The organism is Bradyrhizobium sp., assembly GCF_036009065.1.
In the GTDB taxonomy this organism is placed as follows: Bacteria; Pseudomonadota; Alphaproteobacteria; order Rhizobiales; family Xanthobacteraceae; genus Bradyrhizobium.
Genome location: NZ_DASYMN010000259.1, coordinates 1 through 1,577 on the forward strand (window position 1 = coordinate 1; position 1,577 = coordinate 1,577).

Here is a 1,577-nt window from a genome sequence, read left to right on the forward strand (position 1 = left end):
CGTCTTGGCTTGCTTGTCGCTGACGACCACGCCCTGCAGCGTACGTTTTGGCATGTCGGCCCCTTACTTCTTCGCGTCGCGCTTCTGCGCGGCGATGGTCTTGATGCGGGCGATGTCGCGGCGAGCTTCACGCAGCCGCGACGTGTTCTCCAGCTGCCCGGTGGCGCGCTGGAAACGCAAATTGAAACGCTCCTTCTTCAGATTGAGGACGGCGTCGTCCATCTGATCGGGGCTCATTGCGCGGATATCGGCGGTTTTCATCTCGGCCATGATTGTCACTCCGCGATGCGCGCAACGAAGCGCGTCTTGATCGGCAGTTTGGCGGCGGCCAGCGACAGCGCTTCTTTCGCGGTCTGCACGGTGACGCCGTCGATCTCGAAAATGACGCGGCCGGGTTTTACCCGCGCCACCCATAATTCCGGCGTGCCCTTGCCGGAGCCCATCCGGACTTCGGCTGGCTTCTTCGACACCGGAACGTCCGGGAAGATGCGGATCCAGACGCGGCCGGCGCGCTTCATGTGGCGGGTCAGCGCGCGGCGCGCGGCTTCGATCTGGCGCGCCGTGATGCGCTCGGGCGCCATCGCCTTCAGGCCGAACTGGCCGAACGACAACGTCGCGCCCGAAGTCGCGGTGCCGTGAATGCGGCCCTTATGCGCCTTCCGGAACTTGGTTTTCTTTGGTTGCATCATGGCTTACGCCCTCAAACCTTCTTTATTCGCTTCAAGCCGCGTCGCGGCGCGGACGCGAGCTGTCGCCCTCGGCCATCTTCTTGTCCTGGGCCATCGGATCGTGCTCGAGGATTTCGCCCTTGAAGATCCAGACCTTGACGCCGCAGGTGCCGAACGTGGTGAACGCGGTGGCGACGCCATAATCGACATCGGCGCGCAGCGTATGCAGCGGCACGCGGCCTTCGCGATACCATTCCATGCGCGCGATTTCGGCGCCGCCGAGACGGCCCGAGCAGTTGATGCGAATGCCTTCGGCGCCGAGACGCATCGCCGACTGCACCGCGCGCTTCATGGCGCGGCGGAACGCGACCCGGCGCTCCAGCTGCTGCGCGATCGATTCGGCGACCAGGGTGGCGTCGAGCTCCGGCTTGCGGATTTCGACGATGTTGATGACGACGTCGGAGGCGGTGATGTCGGCGACCTTCTTGCGCAGCTTGTCGATGTCGGCGCCCTTCTTGCCGATCACGACGCCGGGGCGCGCCGAATGGATCGTCACCCGGCACTTCTTGTGCGGGCGTTCGATCACGATCCTGGCGACGGCCGCCTGCTTCAACTCCTTGTGCAGCACCTCGCGGATTTTGACGTCCTCGTGCAGCAGCTTGCCGTATTCGTTCTTGCCGGCGTACCAACGGGAATCCCACGTCCGGTTGATGCCGAGACGCAGCCCGATCGGATTGATCTTCTGACCCATCGTTGTCTCCCGCGCCTCGTTTAAGCGCTCGCCTCGACCTGACGAACGACGATCGTCAGCTGCGAGAATGGTTTAAAGATACGGCCCGAGCGGCCACGGCCGCGCGGTGCGAAACGCTTCATCACGATGCCGTTGCCGACATGGGCCTCGGAGACGAT

At 64.0% G+C, this 1,577-nt stretch carries 4 protein-coding genes; all 4 read right to left on the reverse strand.

Going from position 1 to position 1,577, the window contains the following annotated elements; genetic code table 11:
* Window positions 1-63 precede the first annotated feature (63 nt).
* Complete coding sequence (gene rpmC / locus VGP39_RS15820) at window positions 64-270, reverse strand: 50S ribosomal protein L29 (protein ID WP_079571014.1); 207 nt, start codon at window positions 268-270, stop codon at window positions 64-66.
* A 5-nt stretch (window positions 271-275) separates the two neighbouring features.
* Window positions 276-689, reverse strand: a complete 414-nt coding sequence (gene rplP / locus VGP39_RS15825) for a 50S ribosomal protein L16 (protein ID WP_325752035.1) — start codon at window positions 687-689, stop codon at window positions 276-278.
* A 31-nt stretch (window positions 690-720) separates the two neighbouring features.
* Window positions 721-1,419 carry a 30S ribosomal protein S3 gene (gene rpsC / locus VGP39_RS15830; protein ID WP_327569045.1) on the reverse strand — a complete coding sequence of 233 codons (699 nt, stop codon included), beginning with the start codon at window positions 1,417-1,419 and terminating at the stop codon, window positions 721-723.
* A 20-nt stretch (window positions 1,420-1,439) separates the two neighbouring features.
* A partial coding sequence (locus VGP39_RS15835; protein ID WP_327569046.1) for an uL22 family ribosomal protein occupies window positions 1,440-1,577 on the reverse strand: 138 nt, incomplete at its 5' end.

Excerpts from the sequence above, each read along its gene's own strand:
- rpmC (WP_079571014.1), bottom strand. The coding sequence starts at position 270 with ATGGCCGAGATGAAAACCGCCGATATCCGCGCAATGAGCCCCGATCAG.
- rplP (WP_325752035.1), bottom strand. The coding sequence starts at position 689 with ATGATGCAACCAAAGAAAACCAAGTTCCGGAAGGCGCATAAGGGCCGC.
- rpsC (WP_327569045.1), bottom strand. The coding sequence starts at position 1,419 with ATGGGTCAGAAGATCAATCCGATCGGGCTGCGTCTCGGCATCAACCGG.